We start from the raw sequence: 25,019 nt of genomic DNA, 5'->3' as shown, positions 1-25,019 counted from the left end.
GACTGCAAGACAACGACGGCGGAGGAATTGGAATGATCGGGATGGCGCGGCTCGCGATAGCGGGCCTGGTGGCGATCATGGCGATGGGCACGGCGCGGGCCGAGGACGTGCTGAAGGCCAGGATCGGCGTGCTCCGCCTGTCCTCCTCCGCGCCCGTTTTCATCGCGCAGGACAAGGGCTATTTCCGCGACGCCGGCCTGGAGGTCGAGCTCAAATTCTTCGATGCGGCGCAGCCGATCGCGGTGGCGACGACCTCAGGCGATGTCGATTTCGGCGTCACCGCCTTCACCGCGGGCCTCTACAATCTCGCCGGCAAGGGCGTCTTGAAGGTGATCGGCGGCATGAGCCGCGAGAAGCCCGGCTATCCCCTGATCGGCTATTTCGCCAGCAACAACGCCTATGCCGCCGGGCTGAAGACGCCGAAGGACCTCGCCGGCAAGCGCGTGGCGGTGACGCAGGTCGGATCGAGCTTTCACTATTCGCTCGGCCTGCTCGCCGACAAATACGGCTTCAAGCTCGCCGACGTGAAGATCGTGCCGCTGCAATCGCTGTCGAATGCGGCCGCTGCGCTCAAGGGCGAGACCGTCGATGCCGCGCTGCTGCCGATCTCCACGGCGCGAAAGCTGATGGACGAAGGCGGCGCGAAGTTCCTGGGCTGGGTCGGCGACGAGACGCCGTGGCAGTTGGGGGCGGTCTTCGCCTCGCCGAAGACGCTGGCCAACAAGACGCTGGTCACAAAACTGTTAGGCGCGCTCGCCAAGGCCGACCGCGAATATCACGATGTTATCCTTGCCGCGATGAAGGACGGTGTCGCCCCCATCAACGAGCAGACAAAACCGCTGCTGGAGATCATCGCCAAATACACCAATTTGCCAGTCGAGCAGGTGGTCGGCAATTGCGCCTATGTCGATCCCGACGGCAAGCTCGACGTCAAGAATGTCGACAACCAGATCAAATGGCTCCAGGAGCAGGGCTTTGCCGACAAGGGCTTTGATGCCAATGCGATCATCGCCAAGGATTACGTGAAGGCGGATTGATGCTGACGATGCAGACTCTCGCGACGGACGATCTGCCACCCTCCCCTGGAGGGGGAGGGTCGATCGCATATGGAAGCGCGGCGGGAAACTCGCCTGCGGCCATCCTTCGAGACGCCCGCCTCCGGCGGGCCCTCAGGATGAGGGCGGAGTGTGCAACGGCAAAGGACACCGCTCTAGCGAAGCCTCATCCTGAGGAGGCCGCTGAGCGGTCGTCTCGAAGGACGAGGCGCTTGCTCAGACCTTTCCGAGAGGTCATATGCGATTGCCCTGCCCCTCCAGGGGAGGGTGAGGAACGCAGGCGCAATGCATGGACCTGATTGCCAACCACATCTCCCATCGCTTCGGCGATCTCGCCGTGCTCGACGATGTCTCCTTCACCGTCAGCGCCGGCGAGGTGGTGGCGATCGTCGGGCCATCGGGTTGCGGCAAGAGCACGCTGCTGTCGATCCTGGGCGGGTTGTTGCAGCCGACCTCCGGCGCGGCGGAGCTGCGCGGCGCGCCGCCGGCGGACAGTCTCAATCCGCTGACCTTCGTGTTCCAGGATTTCGCGCTGCTGCCCTGGGCCACTGTGGAGGAGAATGTCGAATTCCCGCTGCTGCATGCCCAGCTTAGCGCTGCGCAACGCCGTGCGCTGGTCGAGGACGCCCTGCGCCGCACCGGCCTGACCGATTTCCGCACCACCTATCCCAAGCAGCTCTCCGGCGGCATGCGCCAGCGCGTCGGCATTTCGCGCGCGCTTGCGGTAAGGCCTGCCATTCTGCTGATGGACGAGCCGCTCTCGGCCCTGGATTCGCAGACTCGCGAGCTCCTGATGGAAGACTTTGTCCGCCTGCTCGCCGATGGCGGCATGGGTGCAGTCTACGTCACCCACAATCTCGAAGAGGCTGCACGGCTGGCCGACCGCATCGTGGTGTTGTCGCGGCGGCCGGGACGCATCCGCGAGGTCGTGACCGTGCCGATGACGCGAGCAGCCCGCGGCGAAGCGGCGGCGCGCGAAAGGCTGCTTGCGCTCCAGAGCCAGATCTGGTCGCTGATCCGCAACGAGGCGATCGATGCCGAGCGCGAGGTCCAGCATGCTTGACCGCGCGCCAGCGGAGATTGCGAAGGACACTGCGACGCGCCGCGTCCGCTTCCGCGGTGCGGGCTTCGTGCCGGACTCGAGCCGCCACGGCGGCTGGATCGCGCTCGCGCTCGTCATCGCCCTTTGGCAGGTCGCCGGCAGCGCCGGCCTCGTCAATCCGCTGTTCCTGCCGGCGCCCTCGGCGATCGCGCGCGCGATCTACCAACTCGCGATCTCAGGCGCGCTCTGGCAGCACGTTTCGGCCTCGCTGCTGCGCATCGGCGTCGGCTGGCTGCTCGGCACCGCGGCCGGTGTCGCCGTCGGCTTTGCTATCGGCCTGTCGCGGCTGGCGCGCGGCGTCGGCATCACCTTCATCTCGGCGCTGTTCCCGATCCCGAAGATCGCGTTGCTGCCGCTGTTGATCCTCTGGCTCGGCATCGGCGAAGAGCCGAAGATCGCGACCATCGCGTTAGGGGTATTCTTCTCGACTGCGATCTCGGTCTATAGCGGCGTCGATGCGGTGCCGCGCAACCTCATCCGCATGGCGCAGAGCTTCAACGTTCCCTTCGCCACCATCGTGCGCAAGGTGATCTGGCCGGGTGCGCTGCCCGCGATCCTCGCCGGCTTCCGCATCACCGCCTCCGTGGCGCTGCTGCTCGTCGTCAGCGCCGAGATGATCGGCGCGCAATACGGCATCGGCGCCTTCGTGCTGCAGGCCGGCAATCTGATGCAGACGGATCAGCTGCTCGCCGGCGTGGTGATCCTGTCGGTGTTCGGGCTGGCGGTGGGGAAGGTGATCGGCTGGCTGGAGACGCGGCTGTTGCACTGGCGATAGCCGCGAACGCAAAGATGATGAGGACGCAGGCGAGCGCCACAAATCAGGTCGTCGTGCCCGGGCTTGACCCGGGCATCCACGTCTTTCCTCGAGCGTAGCGGCACGTGATGGCCGGGACAAGCCCGGCCATGACGGAGGATAGGGCGGCGCCTCACGCGTTCCCGCGATCTTCCCTGAACAGATCCAGCTTCTGCTGAACCGGTCGATCCGAGAAGCTGAACAGCACGGCGTCGTCATCCGCCTCGTGCGTCACCCAGTGCCAGCTCGGCACCACGAACAGATCGCGCGGGCCCCACTCGAACACGGCATCGCCGATGCGGCTGCGCCCGCGTCCTTCGATCGGGCAGAACACCGTTGCGTCCGTCGAACGATAGCGCGCGGTGTTAAAACCCTTGGGCAGCAGCTGGATGAAGGTGCCGATGGTCGGCATGGCGAAATCGCCGATCTCGGGGTTGCTGAACTTCAGCTTCAGCCCGTGGCACCCGTCCCACTCCTGGCTCGCGCGGGCCTTCTCCAGCGCCTCGCGGGTGTAGGCATAGGGATAGCTGAAGATCGGTGACGTCTTCGAGCTCCGCTTCAAATCGACCGGTAGCAGATTGTGGCCGTAGCGGGCAAAGCTGTCACCGGCAGGCTTCGTGATCTTTTGCTGATCCTCTTTCGAGCCTTCCGCGAAGGAACAGTCGAAGAACTGCACCAAGGGGATATCGAGACCGTCGAGCCAGAACATCGGCTGGTCGGTCTCGTTGGAATGATCGTGCCAGGTCATCGACGGCGTGATGATGAAATCGCCGGGCTCCATCGCGGTGCGTTCGCCGTCGACGGCGGTGTGGGCGCCCTTGCCTTCGAGCACGAAACGCAGCGCGGACTGGCTGTGCCGGTGCGCAGGGGCGACATCGCCGGGCACCACCATCTGCACCCCTGCGTAGAGCGAGGTCGTGATCTTGGATTGCCCGCGCAGCCCCGGGTTCTCCAGCACCAGCACGCGCCGTTCGGCTTCCTTGGCGGTGATGAGCTTGCCGGCCTCGAGCATGTAGTCGCGGATGACGTCGAACTTCCAGAGGTGCGGCCGGCAGGCACTCTTCGGCTCCGGCGTGATCAGATCGCTCATCACCGTCCATAGCGCTGTGAGATTCTCGCCGTCGATCTTGCGGTAGAACGCCTCGCGTTCCGGCGTCTTGGTCACGGCTTCCATGGTTGCTGCTCCCGATCGTTTGTTGATTGACAGTATACTGACGATCTGGGTAGCGTCAATGTGACGAATGACATACAAGGTCGTCGTCATTCCGGGGCGACGGGACCGCGCAAGCGCGCGGCCTGGAGAGCCCGGAATCCATAACCATTCCGGGCTCTCGCTACGCGAGCCCCGGAATGACAGAATAGAGGGAGGTCCCGATGAAGCTGCACGGCTATTTCCGCTCCAGCGCCGCCTATCGGGTGCGGATCGCACTGAACCTCAAGGGGCTCGGCGCCGAGCATCTGCCGCATCATCTTCGCAAGGGCGAACAATGCGCGCCCGCTTATCTGGCCATCAACCCGCAAGGGCTCGTGCCCACGCTGGAGAGCGACGGCGGCACGGTGCTGACGCAATCGGTGGCAATCATCGAATGGCTCGACGAGACCCACCCCAATCCGCCGCTGCTGCCGAAGGATCCGCTTCGCCGCGCCAAGGTGAGGGCATTCGCGCTGGCGATCGCCTGCGACACCCATCCGGTGCAGAATTTGAAGGTGCTGGCGCGGCTGCGTGAACTCGGGCTGCCCGAGGAGAAGGTCCAGGACTGGGCGGCGTGGGTCAATCGCGAGGGCCTGTCGGCCTGCGATGCCCTGATCCGAGATGAGAAGGGGCCGTTCTGCTTCGGCGATGCGCCGACGCTGGCCGATCTCTGCCTCGTGCCGCAGCTTACCAATGCGCGCCGCTTCGGCGTAGACGTCTCCGCCTATCCGCGCCTGCTCGAGGCCGAGGCCGCCGCCAAGGCGCTGCCCGCTTTCGCCGATGCCGCACCGGAGAAGCAGCCCGATGCCGAGTAAGCCTGCCCCTCCGATCACCATGGACGCGGTCTATGCCGCGCCGGGCTATCTGTTCCGGCGCATGCAGCAGATCGCGGTCTCGATCTTCATGGAGGAGTGCAAGGCGTTCGATCTCACCCCGGTGCAATATGCCGCGCTGGTCGCGATCCATACCCATCCCGGCATCGACGCGACGCGGCTTTCCGCGGTGGTCGCCTTCGACCGCTCCACGCTCGGCAGCGTGATCGAGCGGCTTCAAGCCAAGGACTATATCGAGCGCAAGCCGGCGCCGGAAGACAGGCGGATCAAGCTGCTCCACTTGACCAAATCAGGCGCCGCAATCTTGCGCGACATCATCCCCGCCGTCGAACGCGCCCAGGCGCGGATGCTGGAGCCGCTGAAACCGGCCGACCGCAAGGCGCTGATGGGGCTGCTGGTGCAGCTCGTCGATCTCAACAACGAAGCCTCGCGCGTGCCGCTGCGGGCCGAGGATGCGCTGGAGCATCTGGGGAAGGCGGGGTGAGACCGGTGTGAGGCTGTGTTGGCGCCTCGTTCTCCACCGTCGTCCCGGACAAGCGAAGCGCAGATCCGGGATCCATAACCACAGGGCGTGGCTATGATGCGAGATGGCGACTCCGAGTCTTCGCCAAATCCCTCCCTGTGGTTATGGGTCCCGCGTTCGCGGGGACGACACCGAGACTGTGGCGACGCGACGTTCTTGCCTCACATCCGCAGCAACGCCTGCCGGTCGATCTTGCCCGTCCCCGTCTTCGGCAGCTCGTCGATGAAGATCACCTCGCGCGGATATTTGTAGGGCAGCAGCTTGCTCTTCACATAGTCCTGCAGCCTGCGCGTCGCCTCACCCTGGTCGGCGGCGCGGTTGTTCATCACCACCACCGCTTTCAGCGTCATGCGGCGATCCGGCAGCTCGGCGGCGAACACCGCGCATTCGCGGATGTCGGGGTGGTCGGCGAGACACAGTTCGACCTCGAGCGGATAGACCCACTGGCCTGAGATCTTGATGAGATCGTCGGCGCGGCCGCGGAAGAAGTGGAAGCCGTCGGCATCGCGGACGAAGCGGTCGCCGGTGTAGATCCAGCCGCCCTCGCGAATGGTTTCCGCGGACTTGTCCGGCCGGTTCCAGTACAGCGGCGTGTTGGAATCGCCGCGGACCCACAAGATGCCTTCCTCGTTGTCGCCGACCTCGTTCCCGTCCTTGTCGCGCAGCGCGACCTCGTAGCCGGGCACGCGCAGACCGGCGGCGCCGAGCTTCTTCCGCTCGGGCCGGTTGGAGAGATAGATGTGCAGCACCTCGGTCGAGCCGAGGCCTTCGACGATTTCGAGTCCCGTGAGCGTCTTCCAGCCGTTGAAGACCTCCGCCGAGAGCACCTCGGCGGCGGAGAGCGCCATGCGCAGCGACGAGAAATCTGTCCTGTCGGCGCCGTCGGCCTTTGTCAGCGATGTATAAAGCGTCGGCAGCCCGAAGAAGACCGTCGGCTTGTACTGCGCGATCGCCGCGAAGATCGACGCAGGCCTGGGCTGGCCCGGCAACAGCAGCGTCGCGGCGCCGGCAGAGAACGGGAAGGTGACGGAATTGCCGAAGCCGTAGGCGAAGAAGATCTTCGGCACCGAGAAGCAGATGTCGTCAGGCGTCAGCTTCAGCACGTTCTGCGCAAAGGCGTCATCGCTATAGGCCATGTCGTGCTGGAGATGCACGATGCCCTTGGGCCTGCCGGTCGAGCCGGAGGAGTACATCCAGAACGCCATCTCGTTGCGACGAGTGTCGGCTTCGGCGAGATCAGCCGGGAATTGCGCGAGCCAGTCTGCTGCCGCAAGCGCCGCAGGCGCGGCATGCTCGCCCGCTGCCCCGTTCACGACGATCAGCGTATGGAGCTTCGTATCCTTGCACGCCTCCGCGTTGAAGCGCGCCGCGAACTCGGCATCCACGACCGCGACGGCCGCGCCGGAATCGGCGAGATAGAATTGCAGAAGGTCCGGCGGCGTCAGCGTGTTGATCAGGAGCGGCACGAAGCCGGCCCGCACGGCGCCGAAGAAGGCGGCCGGGTAGGCCGGCGTGTCGTCGAGGAACAGGAGCACGCGATCGCCGCGCTTCAGGCCAAGCGAGGCGAAACCGTTGCCCCACCGGCAGGCTTCGCCGCAGAGCTCGGCATAGGTCCGCGTGCCTGCCGGGCCCATGAGCGCGATCTTGTCGCCGCGGCCCTTGCCGAGATTGTCGAACAGCACGCGGCTGGCATTGTAGATTTCAGGAACGGCAAAGCCGATTTCGCGTGCGCCCGGGCCGTCCGCGGGCACCTGGTCGCGGATCTCGTTGCTCATGCGGCATCTCCGCCGTTCTTGGCTGCCTCGTAGCGCGCCATGAAGGCCGGCGACATCGCGCGCAGCCGCGAATCGTCGATGCGGCCGGAGCGGGTGATGTAGCTGTAGGCGAAGTCCAGCAGGGGAAGCTTCATGTGCTCGGCGAAGTGCTCGTACCAGAACCCGCTCGTGCGCGCGGCATCGACGAGCTTCTGCACGATGGGTTTGCGCGCGGCCTGATAGCGATGCAGCGCGGTCGCAAGATGGGCATCCGACTCCAGCGCCTTGACCAGCGCGATCGCGTCCTCGATCGCGAGCCGCGTGCCCGAGCCGATCGAGAAATGTGCGGAATGCAGGGCGTCGCCGAGCAGCACCATGTTCTTGAACGACCAGTGCTCGTTCCAGACCCAGGGGAAGTTGCGCCAGACCGATTTGTTCGAGACGAGGCAGTGGCCGCCAAGCGTGTCGGCGAAGACCTCCTCGCAGACACCCTTGGACTGCTCGACGTCCTTGTAGGCGAAGCCGTAGGCCTGCCACGTTGCGTGATCGCATTCGACCAGGAACGTGCTCATGCCCGGCGAATAGCGGTAGTGATGGGCGTTGAAGGCGCCGCGGTCGGTCTTCACGAAGGTCTGCGACAGCGTGTCGAAGCGTTTCGAGGTGCCGTACCAGACGAACTTGTTGGAGGAGTAGGACAGCGACGTCCCGAAATCGCCCTCAAAGGCCCGGCGCACCAGCGAGTTCAGGCCATCGGCGGCGACGATCAGATCGTGGCCGTTGAGCTGGTCAATTGTCTGGATCTGTGTGTCGAAGCGCGGCGTGGCGCCGACATCGAGCGCGCGCTGCTGCAGGAACCTGAGGAGTTCGAGGCGCCCGATCGAGGAGAAGCCGACCCCGTCGATGGCGACGCTGTCGCCGTGCAGGTTCAGCGTGATGTTCTCCCAGCTCTCCATATGCGGGGCGATCGCGTCGACCGTCTCGGGGTCGTCGGCTCGCAGGAATTCCAGCGCCTGGTCGGAGAACACGACGCCAAAGCCCCAGGTCGCGTCGGCCGGGTTCTGTTCGAACAGGTCGACCTGATCCTCGGGATGACGCTTCTTCCAAAGATAGGCGAAGTAGAGCCCACCTGGCCCCCCGCCAATCACGGCGATCCGCAACGTCTGCCTCCCTAATTGACAGTATACTTACTATCTAGGGGTAGACTAATGTGCTCCGGCGCCCGGCGCCAGCGGATTTATCGGCAAGGCCGGCACGCCAGAGCTCGCCTTCGAAAACCCGTTTCGCCGGTGTCCGAAACTTCAGGTCCGAACCATAGCCAAACCGGGGCGAATTGGCCACCGGGGGCGTCAGACGCAGCGCTTCACATAGACCTCGTTCACCAGAACCCTGGTGCAACGGACCGCGGGCACGGGCTTGCGGACCACGACGGCCGCGGTCGGACCGGCGCAGCCGGCCCGATACACGCCGCGGGCGCACACCACCGCGTTGGCATCGGTGGCCTCGAACGTCATGGTCGCGGCGAAGGCGAAGAGAGCGGAACCAACGCGCAGCAATGAACGCATGTTGTCCTCCCGATCTTGTCGTTATCGAAATGAAACTTGCAAAAGGCTTGTCGTTGCAGGCGTGCGGCAGTTCATTTTCGCACGCCGACCATCATTGCCGCGCGACGCGCCGCCTCATCGTGCCGCGAACGGGGCGAGCACGTCCTTGCACGCGGGCGACAGCGAGGCCGCCCTGTTGGAAATGCATTGAATGATGCGGCCGCCGCCGGGCGCGACACCGGCGCAGAGCGTGCGGATGTCGGCGCCGCAGGCCGACCTCACGATGAACAGCTCCTCTCGCGGCAGTAGGGGGCGCAAGGCGATCACGGCTGGCGCGGCCGCTGCCGCCGCCGCTGCGCCCGCCGGCGCTGCCGTTGCTGCTGCGCCTCCGCCGGCTGCAGCGCTCACGGCTTTCTCGCAGGCCGGCGAGACCTTGGCCTTGTTCTTCTCCAGGCATTCGAGCGCCGCCGCGCCGCCCGGCGTCACGCTGGCGCAGACCTTGGGATAGTCGGCGCGGCACGCGCTCTTGACGGCCGCAATCTGCGCACTGCTCGGCTGCTTGGCGGCAGCGGCCTTCGGCGTCGGTGCAGCGGCGGGCTGCGCTGCGGGCGCGGGCTCAGTCTTGGACGCAGCGGGCGGCGCCGATTCCACCTTGGGAGCGGCTTCCTTGGGCGCAGCCTCGGTCTTCGGCGCGGCGGGCGCGGCTTCGGTCTTCGGAGCCGCAGCGGGCTCGACGGCGCGAACCGCGGTCTGGCATCCCGATGACAGGCTGGACATGTTCTTCGCCAGGCATTGATACGCTTCCGTGCCGCCGGGCGTCACGCTCGCGCAGTGCGCCATGAAATCCGAGCGGCATGCGGAACGGATGGCGCTCTTCTGGGCCTCGGTCGGTGCTTGCGCGGCTGCCGATGTCGCGGTTGCAAAGAGTGCCGCCGCCAGCAGCGCCTTGCGCCGCGATGCATGCTTCAACGTGTTGAACATCTGAATGATTTCCTGCCCGTCGGGTAAGCCGACGATTCTTGAAATGTGATGCAATCGCAATCGTCGCGAGTGACGCCTCGCAAGGCAGCATCATTCGCCGCTTTGACCTCACCCGCAAGTCAATTATGCCAGCGCCGACCGCGTCTCAGAGTCTGACCATGCGCTTGCCGCGGTTCTCGCCCGCAAGCAGCCCGATCAGCGCCTTCGGTGTGTTCTCGAAGCCCTCGACAATGTCCTCCTGCACCCTCAGCTTGCCGGACTTGACCCACGTCTGGAGGTCGGCGAGCGCACGCTGGCTGTCCTTCATGTAGTCCATCACGATGAAGCCTTGCATGGTCAGCCGCTTCACCACGATCAGCCCGGGCACGCCGCGTGGGCCGTGCGCGGCAGGAGCGCCGTCATACTGCGAGATCGCGCCGCAGCAGGCGATGCGGCCGTAATTGTTCATCTGTGGCAGGCAGGCTTCGAGGATGTCGCCGCCGACATTGTCGAAATAGACGTCGATGCCTTTCGGCGCCGCTGCGCGCAACGCCTTGAACACTGCGCCGTCCTTGTAGTCCACCGCGGCATCGAAGCCGAGTTCGGAGGTCAGCCATCTGCACTTGTCGGCACCGCCGGCGATGCCGATGACGCGGCATCCCTTGATCTTCGCGATCTGTCCGACGATAGAGCCGACCGAGCCCGCAGCCGCAGAGACCACGACCGTCTCGCCCTCCCTGGGCTTGCCGATCTCCAGCAGGCCGAAATAGGCGGTGAGGCCGGCGATGCCGAACACGCTGAGCAGGTGCGTCATCGGTTCGAGCTTGGGCATCTTGGTGAGATGCTTGGCCGGCACCGCGGCAAATTCCTGCCAGCCGGTGTCGCCGAACACGATGTCGCCGGGCGCAAGCTCCGGTGCCTTCGAACTGACGACCTCGGCGATGGCGCCGCCGGCCATCACGCTGTTGGCTTCGACCGCGGAGCGATAGGTCGCGCCGTGCATCCAGGCGCGGTTGGCGGCATCAAGCGAGATGTATCGGACGCGCAGCAGCGCCTCGCCGTCCTTCGGCTCCGGCATTGTGCCCTCCACCATCTTGAAATGCTCGGGGCCGAGCTTGCCGCTGGGCTTCTCCACCAGCAGAATCTGGCGATTGACGTTGCCGTTCATGGCGTTCCCCTCTTTGATTCTTTGACGACCATTGATGCAGCCGCCGCGAACAAGACCTGCAGGCCGCATTTGCTGTGCGCGGCCTCAAGGCTAGAGCGCCGCGTTCCATTTCACAACTGGAACATCCGCTCATCTTCCCCGAACACCCGGTCCAGCGCCGCGTCATATGTTGCCTGCACCAATTCCGGATGCAGCTTGCCCAGCGCTTCCATCATCACGCCGGAATTGATCTCGAGCACTTTCCATTCGCGGTCGACACGCACCACGTCGATTGAGGCAAAGGCGATGCCGATGGCGCTCGCGGCATCGACCGCGAGCTTCACGCAAGCCGTTCGAACCTCGCCGTCCTCCAGCAGCACGGGCTTTGCGGTGGCATCGAGATTATGCCGCCAATCCGAGCCACGCTGCTTGCTGTAGACGACGAGGGGCAGATCGCCGAGTTGCACGACACGGACCTCGTCCTCGATCGCCAGATAGGGCGAGATCGCGAGTCCAGCGCTCATCGAGAAAACGTCGTCAACCGCGTGATCGAGTTCCGCCTCGGTCGACACCTTGAACACCAACCGTCCCGACGTTCCCTCGTTCGGCTTCACCACCACGCCTTGCGGATGGGCGCGAAGCAATTCGAGCATGGCCTCTCGCCAGGTGGGGCCAACGACATTCCTGCCGAGTCTTGGGTTGAGGAACAGCCGATGGGGAACGCATGGCACACCGGCCATCTCCAGCGCCTCGGAAGTGGCCGATTTGTCGTTGGCGAGGCGGTGGGCGATGGCGCTGTTGAGGCCGATGTCGTAGCCGAAGGCGAGGTGGCGCCTTTCGTCCCGGCGCATCGCGATCAGCCAGCCGCCGGGGCGGACATCGACCGTGATCCCATGCTGGGCGCAATAGCGCCTGATCGCCTGGACGAAGATCCGCTCGCCGTCTGCCATCTGCTCCAGTCGCTCTTCAGTCGTCCCTGGCGCCAAAAGCCGCAAAAATGCGGGAATCGGCGCCCGACCGGGGTGAAAATCAGAGCTATTCTTAATGAAATTCTCGCGAGCGCGACGGAAATTAAGTGCTGCAATCAAGCCCGGAAGGGAAAAGAAATTGCCCTCTGCGCGCGCCCGGCAGCAGATTCATCAACGATCTGACCAGTTCTGCCGCAAATGCCGATTTGACCGGCATCAATTGCATCCGGAACGAGGTTGATTATTGGTCTCAATGGCGTAGATCACACACGCGAAATCCTCCGCCATGGCAAATGGTGTCCGCCCCGTTTTCAGGGCCGGGCGGCGCTTTTGCCCTAAAACCGCAGTTATTCGGAATATCGAAAATCATGAGCGCGTTTTACCGAGAGAAGGTTCTTTCCGTCCACCACTGGACCGACACGCTGTTCAGCTTCCGCGCCACCCGCGATACCGGCTTCCGCTTCCAGAACGGCCAGTTCGCCATGATCGGCCTCGAGGTCGACGGCCGTCCGCTGCTGCGCGCCTACAGCATGGCGAGCGCCAATCACGAGGAAGAGCTCGAGTTCTTCTCGATCAAGGTTCAGGACGGCCCGCTCACCTCGCGCCTCCAGAAGATCAAGGAAGGCGACACCATCCTGGTCGGCCGCAAGGCGACCGGCACGCTGATCACCGACAACCTGCTTCCCGGCAAGCGGCTGATGCTGCTCTCGACCGGCACGGGCCTCGCGCCCTTTGCGAGCCTGATCAAGGATCCCGAGGTCTACGACCAGTTCGAGTCGATCGTCCTGGTGCATGGCTGCCGCCAGGTCTCCGAGCTCGCCTATGGCGAGAAGCTCGTCGCGACCTTGCGCGAGGATGAGCTGTTCGGCGAGCTGCTCGCGGACAAGCTCGTCTATTATCCGACCGTGACCCGCGAGCCGTTCAAGAACCGCGGCCGCATCACCGACCTCATCAGCTCCGAGCAGATATTCAACGACATCGGCCAGGGCCCGCTCGATATCGAGACCGACCGCATCATGATGTGCGGCAGCCCGGCGATGCTCGAAGAGCTGAAGGCGATGTTCGAGAGCCGCAACTTCGTCGAGGGAAGCGGCAACAAGCCTGGCCATTTCGTGATCGAGAAGGCCTTCGTCGAGCGGTAAGTCCTGTCGAAGAAGTGGCGTGATCGCGCGCCACACCCGACCCGTCGTCCCGGACAAGCGCGCCTAAGCGCGCGTAGATCCGGGACCTATAACCACAGGCCGTCGTTATGCGACGAGTCGGAGCGGACAGCTTTCCCAGCCCCAAAATCTCGTGGTTATGGATCCCGGGTCTGCGCTTACGCTTGCCCGGGACGACAGCTGAACTCTGGGGCAGCGCGTCTGCGCTCCATGGGCAGCGGGTTGAGGCCCGCTGGCCCCGGCACCGCCTATCCCCACCCCCTTCCGCTGCAGTGCAGCAACCCATCCTCTCGGCGGATTGATCTGCGCCGGCCGAATTCGCTAGCCTTGAAACAAGGGCGGCGTCATATCCGTATGACAGGCGCAGGCGTATCGTACCGCCTTCTGCTGGCGAGAGGATGGGAATCGTGGCCGACGACGACAAGACACATGAATCTCCCAAACGCCTGCCGCTGGCGGAAGAGGGGATCATGGAAACCCTGCTGCTGCCCTTCTCGCCGCGCTTCATCGTGCTGACGATCTGCGCGGTGGTCACCGCGCTCCTGATCGGCATCGGCCTCGCGGATCGCAAGATCTTCGACATCATGCTGGTCCCGATCCTGATCTTCGCCGCGCTGACGCTGCTCGGTGTCCGCGATCTCCTGCAGAAGAGCCACGCGGTGCTGCGCAACTACCCGATCTCCGCGCATATCCGCTTCCTGCTCGAAGAGATTCGGCCCGAGATGCGGCAGTATTTCTTCGAGAGCGAGAAGGACGGCATGCCGTTCTCGCGCGACACCCGTGCGGTGGTCTATCAGCGCGCCAAGATGGAGCTCGACAAGCGTCCCTTCGGCACCCAGGAGGACGTCTACCGCGACGGCTACGAGTGGATGCATCACTCGGTCGCGCCGAAGACGCATGCCGCGGAGAAATTCCGCATCACCATCGGCGGCCCCGATTGCACCAAGCCCTATTCGGCCTCGGTGTTCAACATTTCGGCGATGAGCTTTGGCGCGCTCAGTCCGAATGCGGTGCGGGCACTGAATGCCGGTGCCAGGAAGGGCGGCTTCGCGCACGACACCGGCGAGGGCGGCGTCAGTCCCTATCACCGCGAGATGGGCGGTGACATCATCTGGGAGATCGGCTCCGGCTATTTCGGCTGCCGTCGTCTCGACGGCACCTTCGATCCCGAAGCGTTCGCGCGCGTCGCCAGCGAAGACCAGATCAAGATGGTCGAGCTCAAGATCAGCCAGGGCGCCAAGCCTGGCCATGGCGGCGTGCTGCCGGCGGCAAAAGTCTCGGAAGAAATTTCGAAGATCCGCGGCGTCGCCATGGGCGAGGACTGCATCTCGCCGGCGTCGCACCGGGTCTTCTCCACACCCGTGGGCATGATGCAGTTCATTGCCGAGATGCGCCGCCTCTCCGGCGGCAAGCCGGCCGGCTTCAAGCTGTGCATCGGCCATCCCTGGGAGTTTCTGGCGATCTGCAAGGCGATGATCGAGACCGGCATCTATCCTGATTTCATCGTCGTCGACGGCAATGAGGGCGGCACCGGCGCCGCACCACTGGAGTTCATGGATCATCTGGGCATGCCGATGCGCGAGGGCGTCAACTTCGTCCACAATGCGTTGATCGGCATCAACGCGCGCGATCGCATCAAGATCGGCGCATCCGGCAAGATCGCAACCGCCTTCGACATGGCGCGCGCCATGGCGATCGGCGCTGACTGGTGCAATTCGGCGCGCGGCTTCATGTTCTCGCTCGGCTGCATCCAGTCGCTGAGCTGCCACACCGACCGCTGCCCGACCGGTGTCGCGACGCAGGACCCGACGCGGGCGCGCGCGCTCTACGTGCCGCTCAAGATCGATCGCGTACACAATTACCATCATGCGACGCTGCACTCGCTGACGGAGCTCATTGCCGCCGCCGGCCTCGAACATCCGCAGCAGCTGCGCCCGATTCACTTCAGCCAACGGACGTCGACGACCCAGGTGCAATCTTTCGCGCAGCTCTATCCGGCACTGCGCCCGGGCGAACTGCTCGAAGGTACGGAAGACCCGCGCTTCCGCGACGCCTGGCGCATGGCGCGCGCCGAAACGTTCCAGCCCGCGCCGTAGCCCCGTGGGTCGGTCAAAATCCCCCGGGTATGGTCACTTGAAACTCCCCCACCTGATGATCGCCGTCAGCGCCGCTGAACAGCAGTAGCCGGTCAGGCAGGACGTTTATGTTCGACCCCTTTAGCCAGCAAGGGGCCGGGGAGTTGAACGTCTTGAAGCGACATCTGCAAAGCACCGTACTTACATTACTTGATCGCAACACCAGCCAGCGCGAGATTCACCGGCTGACGGGTGTCGATCGCAAGACGATCCGGCGTTATCAGGCGCTGCGGGCCGGTGCGGAGGCAAATTCCCCCGGGGAAGTGACCACCGGCTCGGTGAGCGCGGACGGCCAAATTCCTCCACCCCGACCACCGGCTTTTGGGACATCGGAAGCGACGGTCACCAGCAGCCTGGCCCGTTCGGCTTGCGAAGCGCATCGGACGTGGATCGAAGAACAGGTCCGGCTGAAGCGGAACGCGCAGGCGATTTACCAGGACCTGGTTGATCAATTTGGCTTTCCGTCCAGCTACCAGAGTGTCAAGCGGTTTGTGCGCCGGTTGCGGCACGCTGATCCTGAGCAGTTTGATCGTCTTGAGTTCCTCCCCGGCGAGGAAGCTCAGGTCGACTATGGCGAGGGCGCGCCGACGGTTGATCCGAAGAGCGGGCGGTACCGTCGTCCCCGCCTGTTCGTGATGACGCTACGCTACTCGCGGCGCAGCTTCCGGCGGGTAGTCTGGAAGTCCAGCCAACAAGTCTGGGCGCAGCTCCACGAAGAGGCGTTCCGGTATTTTGGCGGGGTCCCCAGCTATGTCGTGCTCGACAACCTGAAGGAAGGCGTCCTCAAGCCGGATTTGTACGAGCCCCAGCTCAACCCGATTTACAGCGCGATGCTGGCTCATTACGCCGTGGTCGCCGATCCCGCGCGCGTGGCCGATCCAAATCGGAAAGGATGCGTCGAGAATGCGATTCAACATACCCAGGGCACTGCGCTGGCCGGACGGCGCTTCGAGACGCTGGAGGCGCAAAACGAGTTCTTGAGGCACTGGGAGGAGAACTGGGCTTCCAAACGCATCCACGGCAGCACGCGCCGTCAGGTCGAGGCGATGTTCCAGGAAGAGAAGCCGCACCTGCGGCCGCTGCCTGTCGCTCCCTTCCGCATCTTCACCGAAGTCGTCCGGACTGTCTGCGACGACACCACCGTACGCGTCGACAACAGCTATTACGCCGCGCGGCCCGCGCCGATCGGCAGCCAGGTCGTCGTGCGCATCTACACCACCACGATCGAGATCCGTGATCGCCACACCCGTGCGCTGCTGCGTGTTCATTCCCGGATGGCGCACCCCGGTTCTGTCGTCCTGCCGACCAGCGAACGGCCGTTCAACCCGTCGCGGCAAACCGCCGTGCTGCTGGCGAGCGCCGAGCGCATCGGACCGCAGACCAGGGCCTTGTGCCAGCAGGTGTTCGACACCGAAGGGCGCCCCGGACAGCGCGCGATGTGGGGCATTGTCGGGCTGGGCCGGAAGTATCCGGCGCGGCTGGTCGAGCAGGCCTGCGCGCACGCCATCGACAACCGCATCTACCGCTACAAGCACGTGCGTGCGACCGTCGAGCGGTTGTTCGAACAGGCGATCGAGCAGGTTGGAGTGACGCCACAGCCGGCATCGCCGCTCACCCAGGATCATCCGCTGATCCGTACCCCCGCGGAATACGGCGACCTCTTCAGCCGCGCTGTGCGGCGCGACGCCGACGACAATGGTCGGCAGGCCGAGGCTCACGACGATCACGCCACGGCAATCCGCGCTCGTGTCGCCTGCGCAACCCCGGCCAACTCCGGCGCCACGAGCGCTCCCGCTGCACCTTCTCACCTTAAACTGGAGACCTAGCCACATGATGACCATGCCGGAAATTGAGCGTTGCCTACGACAGCTGCGCCTGTCGGGTGTCCGCGACACGCTGCAGACGCGCGTGCTCCAGGCGCAGGGCGCCAACCAGCCCTTCCTCGAGACCTTCTCCCTTATCCTGCAGGATGAACTGGACCGTCGTCAGTCCCGTCTTATCGAGCGGCGATACCAGCAATCCGGGCTCGACGAAAAGCTGACGCTCGCCGAGTTCGACTGGTCCTTCAATCCCAAACTGCCACGTCAGACCTGCTTCCAGCTCCACACCCTGGCGTTCATTGCCGCTGGCGAGAACGCTCTGCTTGTTGGCAAACCTGGCACCGGGAAGTCGCACATCGCCAAGGCGATTGCCTATCAGGCGATCCTGCAAAGCCACAAGGTCCAGTATCTTGAGACCGACGACTTCTTCCACCGCTACGCCCTGAACTCTCCGGCACAACGCGAGGTCCGGCTGCGAACCATCATCGACTGCGATCTCCTCGTGCTGGACGATCTATTCCTCGCACGCGCCATCCCCGACGCCGCCGGCACTTTGCTGCAGACCCTGATCCATCAGCGTTACAAACTGCGCCGCAGCGTCATCGTCACCTCCAATCGCGTCGTGCAGGATTGGGGGGCATACCTTGGGGACAACACTATGAGCACGACGATCCTCGATCGCCTTATGCATCATTGCCATCTGCTTGAGTTCGACGGACGCAGCTATCGGCTCAAAGAAGCCGCTGAAGCTCTTGCCCGGGAAACAAACTCAAACTAACAGTCCCTTGTCCTGCCTCGCGGGTGGAGGAATTTGACTGACCACACCCGGAGGAATTTGAAGTGACCCGCGGGGGTAGGATTCCGGTCGCAGAAATTCATCGCGCTTCAGGTTGTTGTTTGAGCATGATCTTTTCGGAAAACCGCTGCACACTTTTCCGGATCATGCTTTGGCGCTTAACGTTTGGTTCAGCTTTGGGTGTAAATTCCGCCCATGGACGAGCGACGCAGCAAATCGAGGCACCGCGTGCTGAAGGCCGGAACCATCGAGTTCGGCGGCGGCGCGATCGACTGCACCGTTCGCAATCTCTCCGATACCGGCGCCGCACTCGACGTCACCAGCCCCGTCGGCATCCCCCAGCATTTCACTCTGTTCGTGCAGGCCGACGGAACGCATCTGTCCTGCTCGGTGGTCTGGCGCAAGGAAAAGCGGATCGGGGTGAGGTTCGGGTGACGCTCGCTGTGTGACGCGCGCTCGAGCCACAACTCAGCTGACGTCCCGGACAAGCGCGCGCCGATCCGGGACGACAGCTAACTTTGCGGCTTGCTATCGCTCAATTCACCCCGTCTCGACCTCACTCAACCGGCTCGCCAGGATCTTGTCGATCCTCCGCCCGTCGAGATCGACCACCTCGATGTGCCAGCCGCGGAAATCGAAGGCGTCGCCGGCGTTGGGGAGCGCGTTGAACTGTTGCAGCACCAGGCCCGCCACCGTGTTGTAGCGGTGCGGCGGCAATTCGACGCCGAGCAGCTCGCCGAATTCGTCGACCGGCATCCAGCCGGAGATCAGGAGCGAGTCGTCGGCGCGCCTGACATAGGCCGGCTCCGGCGGTCCCGCCTCGGAATGGAAGGCGCCGACGATCGACTCGAGGATGTCGGTGGCCGTCACCATGCCTTCGAAGGCACCGTATTCGTCGTAGACGAAACCGACGTGAACCGGAGCCGCTTTCAGGATGGTCAGCACGTCGCGCGCATCGGCCGACACCGGAATGCCCGGCGCCTCGCGCACAAGCGCGCGCAGATCCGGCGTGCGTTCGTTCATATAGGCCACCAGCAGGTCCTTGGCCTGGAGCACGCCGATCGGCTTGTCGCGGTCGCCGTCGGAGACGGGAAAGCGCGAATGCGGGCTCTTGGCGATGATCTCCCGGATGGCGGCCGGATCGTCGTTCAGGTCGATCTCGTCGACCTCCGTGCGCGGCGTCATGACGGCGCCAACAGGACGATCGCCGAGCCGCATCACGCCCGCGATCATCTCCTTCTCGCCCGGCTCGAGCACGCCAGCGCTCTCGGCCTCGCTGACGAGGTGATGGATCTCGTCCTCCGACACCTTCTCCTCGGCCTTGCCGCCGCGGCCGAGCAACGTGAGGATCAGCTTTCCGGAGAGGTCGAGCAGAAAAACAAGCGGCAGCGATATCTTCGCCAGCGTGTGCATCGCGGGCGCGACCCGGACCGCGATGCTTTCGGGATCGCGCAGCGCCACCTGTTTCGGCACCAGCTCGCCGACGATGAGGGTGGCGTAGGTGATGAGCGTGACCACGAGCCCGACCCCGACGATGTCGGCAATGCCCTTGGAGAGGCCGAGCTCGAGCAGCCATTGCGTCAGCCGCTGTCCGAGCGTTGCGCCCGAGAATGCGCCGGAGAGCACACCGACCAGCGTGATGCCGATCTGCACCGTCGACAGGAACTTGCCGGGATCGGCGGCCAGCGTCAGCGCCCGCTCGGCGCCGCGCACGCCCTTGGCCGCCAGCAGCGACAGCCGCGCCGGACGCGACGAGACCACGGCCAGTTCGGACATGGAGAGCAGGCCGTTGATGACGATCAGGACGACGACGATGACGAGTTCGAGCGAGAGCATTGACCTTCCGGAGGTAAGCATGTGTGGCCGGATGACGGCGCAAGCCATTGATATAGGTATTCGGTGGGGAGATGCCGGTGATTCCGCGGATTCAGGCACCGAAGGGAACTGGCGTCCGACAGTGTTCCCCGGGGCCAGCCGCGACGACCTGACACTCCGCGGAATTACGGATCGTTGCTTAACGCCCCCTTAGTGGCCGCCCGCTAGATTTTCGACATTGCAGAAATCAATTCGGGGAAATCAGGATGCGGATCGGGAAGCTTTTCGCGCTGTCGATGCTGACGGTGACGGTATTTGCGGTCATCCTTGGCGCCGAGGTGCTGATACCTCAGACGCGCATCTTCGCGAACCGCTCCGACGCGATCAAGACCGTCGACGCCTTTGGTGCGACGCTGATGGCCAGCCAGCACCTCGCCAGCCTTCGCGCTCCCTACATCGGACCGATCTTCCAGGAAGGCGCTGCGACGCAGGCGCAGCTCGAAGCTGCCGCGAAGGCTACGAAAACGGCCGAGGGGGGCCTGGACGCTGCAAGGCGCGCCATCATGGTGCTGGACGACGGCGGAGCGATCGCCGAAAATCTCGACCGTGCCGCGCGGCGGCTGAAGGAGATCACCACCGCTGCGGATTGCGCGATGAGCGTTCCCCTGGCGGCGCGCGACAGCACCGCGATAAAGGGCTTCCTGCCCGGTGTTGCCGAGGTTCTCGGCAACATCGAACCGGTCATGAACCGGCTCGAAGCGAAGGTCATCAATGCCGATTCCTCGCTTGCGGCGCTCCTGAGCCTGGCGCGAACGGCGCAGGATCTGCGCGTTTCGGCCGGCAGCCGCGCGGCCACGCTGTCCCCGGCGCTCTCCGCACGCCGCCCGCTCACCGCGGCCGAGCTGTCGCTGATGGACCGCATGCAGGGGCGCGTGGAGGCCGACCGCGAGCGCATCGAGGCCGGGATCGACCAGCTCGGAAATCCGTCCCGCATCGCTGCCGCGCTGAAGGCGGCAACGGAATCCTATTTTGGACAGGCAGCGGTTGCCGTGGACAGGGAGCTTCCTGCAGCCCGGAGTGACGGCAAGTACGGCGCCACCGCCGACGAGCTGGCGAAGGTCATCGTGCCGGCCATCCAGATGTTCTACGGCGTGCGCGACGCCGCGCTGGCGGAAGCGGCCGAGCGCGCCTCGGCCGCGCGCGACGGCGCGCTGGCAATGCTCGCGCTGGCCGCTGTTGCCGTGCTGGCGCTGCTCGGAACGCTCGGCGGCGTGACCGTGATGCTGCGCAGGCGCGTGGTGACGCCGCTCGGCCGGATCGCCGACGTGATCGGCGCCCTTGCCGCCGGACAGCATGAGGTCGAGATTCGGGCGACGGGCCGCAACGACGAGATCGGCCAGGTCGCGGGCTCGCTCCAGCACTTCAAGGACTCGCTGCTCGCCAAGAAGGCCGCCGACGAGGCTGCCGCGGTCGAAGCGGAAGCGAAGCTCAAGCGCAGCCAGCGCGTGGATCAGATCGCGCGCGAGTTCGAAGCCATGATCGGCGACGTGATCAACACCGTCTCGTCGGCCTCCTCGGAGCTGGAAGCGTCCGCGGGAACGCTGACGAGCACCGCCGCGCAATCGGAGAATGTCACCGCGACCGTTGCGGCCGCCTCCGAACAGGCTTCCACGAACGTGCAGACCGTTGCCGCGGCGGCCGAGGAGATGGCCTCGTCGGTCGACGAGATCAGCCGTCAGGTCCAGGATTCCGCGCGCATCGCCGGCGAGGCGGTGCAGCAGGCCGGGCGCACCAACGACCATGTCGGCGAGCTTGCCAGGGCCGCGGGCCGGATCGGCGACGTCGTCGAACTCATCAGCCAGATCGCGGGCCAGACCAATCTTCTCGCCCTCAATGCCACCATCGAGGCGGCGCGCGCCGGCGAGGCCGGACGCGGCTTTGCCGTCGTCGCCTCCGAGGTCAAGGCGTTGGCCGAGCAGACCGCCAAGGCCACCGGCGAGATCAGTCAGCAGATCGCGGGTATCCAGAGCGCAACGGAGGATTCGGTCGGCGCCATCAAGGCGATCGGCGACACCATCACGCGCATGTCCGAGATTGCGTCCGCAATCGCCTCGGCGGTCGAGGAGCAGGGCGCGGCGACGCGGGAGATCTCCCGCAACGTGCAGCAGGCCGCGCGCGGCACCCAGCAGGTCTCCGCCAGCATCGTCGACGTGCAGCGCGGCGCGAGCCAGACCGGATCGGCCTCCTCCAATGTGCTCGCGTCGGCCAGATCGCTGTCCGGCGAGAGCAGTCGTCTCAAGGTCGAGGTCGGAAAATTCCTGGACGCGATCCGGGCCGCGTAGAAATGTCGTTGTGGGAGGAAGCGACTTCACCTAGGTTTGCAGCCCGGGGATGTCGCAGCCTCCCCGTGAAGTGGTGATCCCACGCAAGTGCTGCTCGCTGATCTATGGAGCGAGCAATGGACGGGATCGCAATCGAGCTTCCGCTTTTCCTGTTGGCCACCTTCGCCGGCGCGTTCGTCGCCGGCCTCTCCGGCTTCGCCTTTGGCCTGGTCGCGTCTTCGCTGTGGCTTTACGTGCTGACGCCGCTTCAGAGTGCCAGCCTGATCGTCGGCTTCGGCCTCCTGGTGCAGAGCTATTCGGTCTGGAAGCTTCGCGCGGCGCTCGACTGGCGGCGGCTGTGGCCCCTCATCGCCGGCGCCGTCGTCGGCGTGCCGGCCGGAGTGTCACTTCTGACCTGGGCTGATCCGAAGAGTGTCCGCATCGCGGTTGGAGCCATCTTGATTGCCTACAGCCTGTACGCATTCTTCCGGCCGCAGCTCAAGCTGGCCAGTGAAGTATCGCCGGCCGCAGACATCACGATCGGTTTCGCCAACGGACTGCTCGGCGGCCTCACAGGCCTTGCCGGCATCATTGTCACCATCTGATGCAATCTGCGGGACCTGCCCAAGGCAGCGCAGCGTGCCACGTTCCAGCCGGTCGCAGTCGCAGTCTTCGCGATGGCGGCACTCTGGCTCGGTGTCAAAGGATCGCTCTCACTCGATACGGCAAAATTGCTCGCGCTCGGCCTGCCGTTCCTGTTCGCCGGGGCGTGGCTCGGGCTGCAACTGTTCGGCCGGATCGACGAGGCCGCGTTCCGGAAGATCGTGCTGGCGCTGCTGTTCGTCTCGGGCGTCGCGTTGTTGTTCTGAGCCGCGGCTCAGAATTCCCCGTGCAGCCGCCCCGAAAACACCGACACCGGTCCCCGATCGGCGTTGTAGGCGGGATTGACGATGAGCTGGTAGTCGGCGGTGAAGGTCAGCGCCTTGTTCAGCGCGTAGGCGTAATAGGTCTCCAGCACGCGTTCGCGGCGGTAGTTGAGCCGGCCATCGCCGATCAGCGGGCCGAGACCACCGGCGGCGATGAAGTCGCGATGATCCTGCGACAGGGCGTTGACGGCACCCGCGATGGCGACCACGTCGTCGGGCCGGCCCCATGTCGTGCCTTTGACCGAGACGCCACCGGACAGGCTGCGATCGATGTCGGTGAAGGCCATGATCTCGTTGCGGCCGTCGTTCCAGCTCCAGCGGCCGAACACGCCGATGTCGCCGGTGATGGCCTGTTCGAGGTTGAACGCGTAGCCGTATTTGAGGCGGCCGCGGCGGGTCTGGCTGATGTCCACGCCGAACGCGGGATTGTCCAGCGTCTCGCGATAGCTGCCGGAGAAAGCGCTGTTGACGAAGCCGAGCGTGCGCAGCTTGCCGGGCTGGCCGAACAGCGAATAGCGCAACTCGAGCTCCGCGACGTACTCGCCGCGACGGCCGATATTCATGTCGAAATTGTTGGAGTTGGAGACGGCATCCATCAGGAAGTAGCCGCCGCGCAACGCCCATTGCTTCTGGTTCAATTCGGCGGTGGCGCCATAGCCGAGGCCGAGCTTGTCGGCGGCATAGTCGAAGGCGCCGGACGCCCAGATCGACCAGTTCATGAAATCCTTGCGCGGATCGTGCGCGTAGGCATTGCCGTCGAACACGTCGACCACCGAGAACTTGCCGACCTGCAAGGTCAGGCGCGAGACGTCGGCCTTGCCGGCGAGCTGAAACTGGCCGCTGGCCAGCTCCTCCTGCTCGCCGCCGAAGCCGAAGGTGTGACGCACGAACAATCGCGAGGCGTTGAAGTGCGGATAGGGAAAACCGGACTTCTGCGCTTCGCCGTTGGGGAAGCCCGCGGCGCCGGTCGTGTTGTTGAAGCCGAAACCCTGGAGCAGCTCGGGGTTGAAATAGACCTCGCCGCCGTCCCACAGCCGCGCATTCAGATAGAGCGAATTGCTCCAGGTCTGTTGAAAATCCGGCGACGGGAGCAGGCTGTTCGGTCCGGTATAGGGCGCGTGGAACGCGGGGTAGCCCTGCCCGAGCACGGTTGACTGGCCGTGAATCTCCCAGCGGCTGGACTCGGTGTCGGTGACGTCGGATTTCGGGTCGTAGGTCGGCACGCCCGGCCAGTCGATCTTGCGATTGAGGCCGACGCGCAGGCTGTGAAAATCCATCGACGACGAATATTGCCCGCCGGAGGGAAAGGTGACGTTGGCGTTCTCGAACTTGCTGTAGAGATATTCGACCCGCGCGCTCCAGTGCGGCGCGAAGGCGTATTCGGCGCCGCCGCCGGCAGTCCAGCCGAAGCGCGTGTGCAACACTTTCTCTTCGTTCCCGCCGGTCGGCGTCGAGAGAAAGCGCTCGCCGGCGAAGGCAGCGCCGCCGGTCGCGTAAAACAGCCAGTTGCCGCTGGCATAGCCGAGCCGCGCGCGCAGGCTCGCGACATAGTCCCAGCGCTCCTCCGCGCTCGACAGCGCGCTCGCCGCCGATGACACGACGTGATTGGAGGGGAGGTAGTTCGGGAAGGAGATATCGCCTTCGACGCCGAGCAGGAAACCTGAGTTGAGGCGCCAGTTGTAGCCGGCCTGGACGCCTCCGGTCATGCCGTTGAACACGTGATTGTCGGTCGCGACGGTGGGATCGGCCAGCGTTGCCGCGGATGTGCCGCGGGTGAAGCCGGCATGCGCGCCGATATAGAGGCCGGTCCAGTCATAGACGGCTTTCAGGGCGGGTGCCTTCAGCGGCAGATCGGCCGCGCGGCTGGCGGCGGGAAGAGCCATCACGCCCGAGGCAATCGCCGCAGCCGTCCGCAAGTACCTGTAACGGTGACCTCTCAACGTCAAAACGCACGCCCCCAAAACGCGAATGTATTCCACCTGCCGCGATTATCCCTGCCGATTCGCGGCGCCCTGTCATCAGGCCTCGGTCGTCCACGCGATCCGGCGCGACCTAGTCCCAAGTGCCCATGCTAATCTTATTGCAATTAATTCGCAATTGCAACTGAAGTGGTTCCGCCCCACTAAATGCAAGCAAAATTTAACTTCGGAACAGGCATGTGGTCGGGTGCTGACGTGT

At 64.8% G+C, this 25,019-nt stretch carries 22 protein-coding genes; 13 read left to right on the top strand and 9 right to left on the bottom strand.

Annotated features, from left to right (window positions below; all coding sequences use genetic code 11):
• Window positions 1-32: 32 nt before the first annotated feature.
• The 3 genes from ABIF91_RS13540 to ABIF91_RS13530 all read left to right on the top strand — a co-directional run bounded on the left by ABIF91_RS13540 (window position 33) and on the right by ABIF91_RS13530 (window position 2,932).
• Window positions 33-1,037: an ABC transporter substrate-binding protein gene (locus ABIF91_RS13540; protein WP_028176874.1), complete on the top strand. Its 1,005-nt coding sequence runs from the start codon at window positions 33-35 to the stop codon at window positions 1,035-1,037.
• A 307-nt stretch (window positions 1,038-1,344) separates the two neighbouring features.
• Window positions 1,345-2,118 (top strand): ABC transporter ATP-binding protein, encoded by a 774-nt coding sequence (locus ABIF91_RS13535; RefSeq protein WP_028176873.1) that lies wholly within the window; start codon window positions 1,345-1,347, stop codon window positions 2,116-2,118.
• Complete coding sequence (locus tag ABIF91_RS13530) at window positions 2,111-2,932, top strand: ABC transporter permease (RefSeq protein WP_028176872.1); 822 nt, start codon at window positions 2,111-2,113, stop codon at window positions 2,930-2,932. The genes ABIF91_RS13535 and ABIF91_RS13530 overlap by 8 nt, the downstream gene beginning before the upstream one ends.
• Before the next feature lie 151 nt (window positions 2,933-3,083).
• Here the strand turns inward: ABIF91_RS13530 and gtdA are convergent, their stop codons facing one another.
• Entirely contained in the window at window positions 3,084-4,124 is a 1,041-nt protein-coding gene (gtdA, locus tag ABIF91_RS13525) for a gentisate 1,2-dioxygenase (RefSeq protein ID WP_035670913.1), read from the bottom strand.
• 200 nt (window positions 4,125-4,324) lie between these two features.
• Here gtdA and maiA point away from each other — a divergent pair, with 200 nt between their 5' ends.
• Complete coding sequence (gene maiA, locus ABIF91_RS13520) at window positions 4,325-4,957, top strand: maleylacetoacetate isomerase (protein ID WP_028176870.1); 633 nt, start codon at window positions 4,325-4,327, stop codon at window positions 4,955-4,957.
• The gene (locus ABIF91_RS13515) at window positions 4,947-5,459 is read left to right on the top strand and encodes a MarR family winged helix-turn-helix transcriptional regulator (RefSeq protein WP_028176869.1); all 513 of its coding nucleotides are present in this window, start codon (window positions 4,947-4,949) and stop codon (window positions 5,457-5,459) included. Before maiA ends, ABIF91_RS13515 begins: the two co-directional genes overlap by 11 nt.
• Window positions 5,460-5,659: 200 nt before the next feature.
• Here the strand turns inward: ABIF91_RS13515 and ABIF91_RS13510 are convergent, their stop codons facing one another.
• From ABIF91_RS13510 to ABIF91_RS13485, 6 genes are all read right to left on the bottom strand, one after another.
• On the bottom strand, window positions 5,660-7,273 hold the full coding sequence (locus tag ABIF91_RS13510; RefSeq protein WP_028176868.1) for a benzoate-CoA ligase family protein: 1,614 nt from the start codon (window positions 7,271-7,273) through the stop codon (window positions 5,660-5,662).
• Complete coding sequence (locus tag ABIF91_RS13505; RefSeq protein ID WP_028176867.1) at window positions 7,270-8,409, bottom strand: FAD-dependent monooxygenase; 1,140 nt, start codon at window positions 8,407-8,409, stop codon at window positions 7,270-7,272. The genes ABIF91_RS13510 and ABIF91_RS13505 overlap by 4 nt, the downstream gene beginning before the upstream one ends.
• A gap of 189 nt (window positions 8,410-8,598) precedes the next feature.
• Window positions 8,599-8,814 carry a hypothetical protein gene (locus ABIF91_RS13500; protein ID WP_028176866.1) on the bottom strand — a complete coding sequence of 72 codons (216 nt, stop codon included), beginning with the start codon at window positions 8,812-8,814 and terminating at the stop codon, window positions 8,599-8,601.
• A gap of 114 nt (window positions 8,815-8,928) precedes the next feature.
• Entirely contained in the window at window positions 8,929-9,774 is an 846-nt protein-coding gene (locus ABIF91_RS13495) for a hypothetical protein (RefSeq protein WP_028176865.1), read from the bottom strand.
• A 145-nt stretch (window positions 9,775-9,919) separates the two neighbouring features.
• A complete protein-coding gene (locus tag ABIF91_RS13490) occupies window positions 9,920-10,921 on the bottom strand; it encodes an NADP-dependent oxidoreductase (protein WP_028176864.1) in 1,002 nt (333 codons plus the stop codon).
• 110 nt (window positions 10,922-11,031) lie between these two features.
• The gene (locus ABIF91_RS13485; RefSeq protein ID WP_028176863.1) at window positions 11,032-11,850 is read right to left on the bottom strand and encodes an ATP-grasp domain-containing protein; all 819 of its coding nucleotides are present in this window, start codon (window positions 11,848-11,850) and stop codon (window positions 11,032-11,034) included.
• Between the two features lie 386 nt (window positions 11,851-12,236).
• On the opposite strand from ABIF91_RS13485, the gene ABIF91_RS13480 reads away from it, so the two are divergent.
• The 5 genes from ABIF91_RS13480 (at window position 12,237) to ABIF91_RS13460 (ending at window position 18,214) form a co-directional block, all read left to right on the top strand.
• Window positions 12,237-13,010 carry a ferredoxin--NADP reductase gene (locus ABIF91_RS13480; RefSeq protein ID WP_028176862.1) on the top strand — a complete coding sequence of 258 codons (774 nt, stop codon included), beginning with the start codon at window positions 12,237-12,239 and terminating at the stop codon, window positions 13,008-13,010.
• 416 nt (window positions 13,011-13,426) lie between these two features.
• A complete protein-coding gene (locus ABIF91_RS13475; RefSeq protein ID WP_193374334.1) occupies window positions 13,427-15,124 on the top strand; it encodes an FMN-binding glutamate synthase family protein in 1,698 nt (565 codons plus the stop codon).
• Window positions 15,125-15,231: 107 nt separating this feature from the next.
• Entirely contained in the window at window positions 15,232-16,989 is a 1,758-nt protein-coding gene (gene istA / locus ABIF91_RS13470) for an IS21-like element IS1631 family transposase (protein ID WP_100214066.1), read from the top strand.
• Window positions 16,990-16,993: 4 nt separating this feature from the next.
• On the top strand, window positions 16,994-17,761 hold the full coding sequence (gene istB / locus ABIF91_RS13465; protein WP_424578711.1) for an IS21-like element IS1631 family helper ATPase IstB: 768 nt from the start codon (window positions 16,994-16,996) through the stop codon (window positions 17,759-17,761).
• Window positions 17,762-17,974: 213 nt separating this feature from the next.
• Window positions 17,975-18,214: a PilZ domain-containing protein gene (locus ABIF91_RS13460; RefSeq protein ID WP_028181725.1), complete on the top strand. Its 240-nt coding sequence runs from the start codon at window positions 17,975-17,977 to the stop codon at window positions 18,212-18,214.
• 105 nt (window positions 18,215-18,319) lie between these two features.
• On the opposite strand, the gene ABIF91_RS13455 is transcribed toward ABIF91_RS13460, so the two are convergent.
• On the bottom strand, window positions 18,320-19,615 hold the full coding sequence (locus ABIF91_RS13455) for a hemolysin family protein (protein ID WP_028181726.1): 1,296 nt from the start codon (window positions 19,613-19,615) through the stop codon (window positions 18,320-18,322).
• Window positions 19,616-19,860: 245 nt separating this feature from the next.
• Between ABIF91_RS13455 and ABIF91_RS13450 the strand changes: the two genes are divergently transcribed.
• The 3 genes from ABIF91_RS13450 (at window position 19,861) to ABIF91_RS13440 (ending at window position 22,784) form a co-directional block, all read left to right on the top strand.
• Window positions 19,861-21,936 carry a methyl-accepting chemotaxis protein gene (locus ABIF91_RS13450; protein WP_424579196.1) on the top strand — a complete coding sequence of 692 codons (2,076 nt, stop codon included), beginning with the start codon at window positions 19,861-19,863 and terminating at the stop codon, window positions 21,934-21,936.
• Between the two features lie 116 nt (window positions 21,937-22,052).
• Window positions 22,053-22,520, top strand: coding sequence for a TSUP family transporter (locus tag ABIF91_RS13445; protein ID WP_424579195.1), 468 nt, complete (start codon window positions 22,053-22,055; stop codon window positions 22,518-22,520).
• 72 nt (window positions 22,521-22,592) lie between these two features.
• Window positions 22,593-22,784: a hypothetical protein gene (locus ABIF91_RS13440; protein ID WP_424579194.1), complete on the top strand. Its 192-nt coding sequence runs from the start codon at window positions 22,593-22,595 to the stop codon at window positions 22,782-22,784.
• An 8-nt stretch (window positions 22,785-22,792) separates the two neighbouring features.
• Here ABIF91_RS13440 and ABIF91_RS13435 read toward each other — a convergent pair whose 3' ends face one another.
• Complete coding sequence (locus tag ABIF91_RS13435; protein WP_051394008.1) at window positions 22,793-24,724, bottom strand: carbohydrate porin; 1,932 nt, start codon at window positions 24,722-24,724, stop codon at window positions 22,793-22,795.
• Window positions 24,725-25,019 lie beyond the last annotated feature (295 nt).

The sequence above is a fragment of the Bradyrhizobium sp. USDA 241 genome (genome assembly GCF_049739505.1).
In the GTDB taxonomy this organism is placed as follows: domain Bacteria; phylum Pseudomonadota; class Alphaproteobacteria; order Rhizobiales; family Xanthobacteraceae; genus Bradyrhizobium; species Bradyrhizobium liaoningense.
The sequence above is the reverse complement of the archived record's forward strand: the minus strand, read 5'-3'. Positions and strand labels throughout refer to the sequence as shown.

What these genes read in the sequence shown, in the direction of transcription:
- ABIF91_RS13540 (WP_028176874.1), top strand. Translation starts at nt 33, where the DNA reads ATGATCGGGATGGCGCGGCTCGCGATAGCGGGCCTGGTGGCGATCATG.
- ABIF91_RS13535 (WP_028176873.1), top strand. Translation starts at nt 1,345, where the DNA reads ATGGACCTGATTGCCAACCACATCTCCCATCGCTTCGGCGATCTCGCC.
- ABIF91_RS13530 (WP_028176872.1), top strand. Translation starts at nt 2,111, where the DNA reads ATGCTTGACCGCGCGCCAGCGGAGATTGCGAAGGACACTGCGACGCGC.
- gtdA (WP_035670913.1), bottom strand. Translation starts at nt 4,124, where the DNA reads ATGGAAGCCGTGACCAAGACGCCGGAACGCGAGGCGTTCTACCGCAAG.
- maiA (WP_028176870.1), top strand. Translation starts at nt 4,325, where the DNA reads ATGAAGCTGCACGGCTATTTCCGCTCCAGCGCCGCCTATCGGGTGCGG.
- ABIF91_RS13515 (WP_028176869.1), top strand. Translation starts at nt 4,947, where the DNA reads ATGCCGAGTAAGCCTGCCCCTCCGATCACCATGGACGCGGTCTATGCC.
- ABIF91_RS13510 (WP_028176868.1), bottom strand. Translation starts at nt 7,273, where the DNA reads ATGAGCAACGAGATCCGCGACCAGGTGCCCGCGGACGGCCCGGGCGCA.
- ABIF91_RS13500 (WP_028176866.1), bottom strand. Translation starts at nt 8,814, where the DNA reads ATGCGTTCATTGCTGCGCGTTGGTTCCGCTCTCTTCGCCTTCGCCGCG.
- ABIF91_RS13495 (WP_028176865.1), bottom strand. Translation starts at nt 9,774, where the DNA reads ATGTTCAACACGTTGAAGCATGCATCGCGGCGCAAGGCGCTGCTGGCG.
- ABIF91_RS13490 (WP_028176864.1), bottom strand. Translation starts at nt 10,921, where the DNA reads ATGAACGGCAACGTCAATCGCCAGATTCTGCTGGTGGAGAAGCCCAGC.
- ABIF91_RS13485 (WP_028176863.1), bottom strand. Translation starts at nt 11,850, where the DNA reads ATGGCAGACGGCGAGCGGATCTTCGTCCAGGCGATCAGGCGCTATTGC.
- ABIF91_RS13480 (WP_028176862.1), top strand. Translation starts at nt 12,237, where the DNA reads ATGAGCGCGTTTTACCGAGAGAAGGTTCTTTCCGTCCACCACTGGACC.
- ABIF91_RS13475 (WP_193374334.1), top strand. Translation starts at nt 13,427, where the DNA reads ATGGGAATCGTGGCCGACGACGACAAGACACATGAATCTCCCAAACGC.
- istA (WP_100214066.1), top strand. Translation starts at nt 15,232, where the DNA reads ATGTTCGACCCCTTTAGCCAGCAAGGGGCCGGGGAGTTGAACGTCTTG.
- istB (WP_424578711.1), top strand. Translation starts at nt 16,994, where the DNA reads ATGATGACCATGCCGGAAATTGAGCGTTGCCTACGACAGCTGCGCCTG.
- ABIF91_RS13460 (WP_028181725.1), top strand. Translation starts at nt 17,975, where the DNA reads ATGGACGAGCGACGCAGCAAATCGAGGCACCGCGTGCTGAAGGCCGGA.
- ABIF91_RS13455 (WP_028181726.1), bottom strand. Translation starts at nt 19,615, where the DNA reads ATGCTCTCGCTCGAACTCGTCATCGTCGTCGTCCTGATCGTCATCAAC.
- ABIF91_RS13450 (WP_424579196.1), top strand. Translation starts at nt 19,861, where the DNA reads ATGCGGATCGGGAAGCTTTTCGCGCTGTCGATGCTGACGGTGACGGTA.
- ABIF91_RS13445 (WP_424579195.1), top strand. Translation starts at nt 22,053, where the DNA reads ATGGACGGGATCGCAATCGAGCTTCCGCTTTTCCTGTTGGCCACCTTC.
- ABIF91_RS13440 (WP_424579194.1), top strand. Translation starts at nt 22,593, where the DNA reads ATGGCGGCACTCTGGCTCGGTGTCAAAGGATCGCTCTCACTCGATACG.
- ABIF91_RS13435 (WP_051394008.1), bottom strand. Translation starts at nt 24,724, where the DNA reads ATGGCTCTTCCCGCCGCCAGCCGCGCGGCCGATCTGCCGCTGAAGGCA.